2 protein-coding genes are annotated in these 567 nt (G+C 25.4%); both read right to left on the bottom strand.

What is annotated here, in order from left to right; translation table 11 throughout:
* Window positions 1-205, bottom strand: a 205-nt coding sequence (locus ON17_RS02705) for a hypothetical protein (protein WP_026072013.1), incomplete at its 3' end; no start/stop codon positions are given.
* Complete coding sequence (locus tag ON17_RS02700; protein ID WP_017191968.1) at window positions 189-395, bottom strand: hypothetical protein; 207 nt, start codon at window positions 393-395, stop codon at window positions 189-191. The genes ON17_RS02700 and ON17_RS02705, both read right to left, overlap by 17 nt.
* Window positions 396-567: the final 172 nt, after the last annotated feature.

Here is a 567-nt window from a genome sequence, read left to right as displayed (position 1 = left end):
GGCCTAAATAATAAATAAATCTAATTGTATGAAATAAAGCTTTTAAAAGGAAATCAATTAAACATAATAAATGAGGTAAAAATAATAAAAGAATGGATAATAAAACTAAATTAAGCCATTGGTTTTGATAAGTTAAGAAATGATTACTGATAGCGGAGAACCAATTATTTAACTTCGTTAACCAAGTATTAATTAGGTTCCACATGATGATTTGTTTTAGTGGTGGTTAGATATTGATAAAATTTGACTACTATTCCTTGTTTTAGTCTTTGGATGCTTAATTGATAAGTAAAAAGATAGAATTTGATTAAATAATTAATAAAAATTAAAGGGATTAATAAGATAAAGGTAATGCTGTTGCTGAATAAAGATGATAATATTTTTTTAATGAACATATTTAATAATTCCTTTCTTTTAAAGTTTTAAAGTTATTTTGGCCAATAAAAAAGACCCTGGGGTGGGCGGGTCTTGAGGTGAATATTTTAATTAAAAGAGTTACCGTTTTGTGAGGACAAACAAAACGAATTCAGCAAACACAGATCTAAAAGAAAATTGATTTTAATTCTT

It is taken from the genome of Poinsettia branch-inducing phytoplasma str. JR1, assembly GCF_000309465.1.
Classification (GTDB): domain Bacteria; phylum Bacillota_I; class Bacilli_A; order Acholeplasmatales; family Acholeplasmataceae; genus Phytoplasma; species Phytoplasma pruni.
The sequence above is the reverse complement of the archived record's forward strand: the minus strand, read 5'-3'. Positions and strand labels throughout refer to the sequence as shown.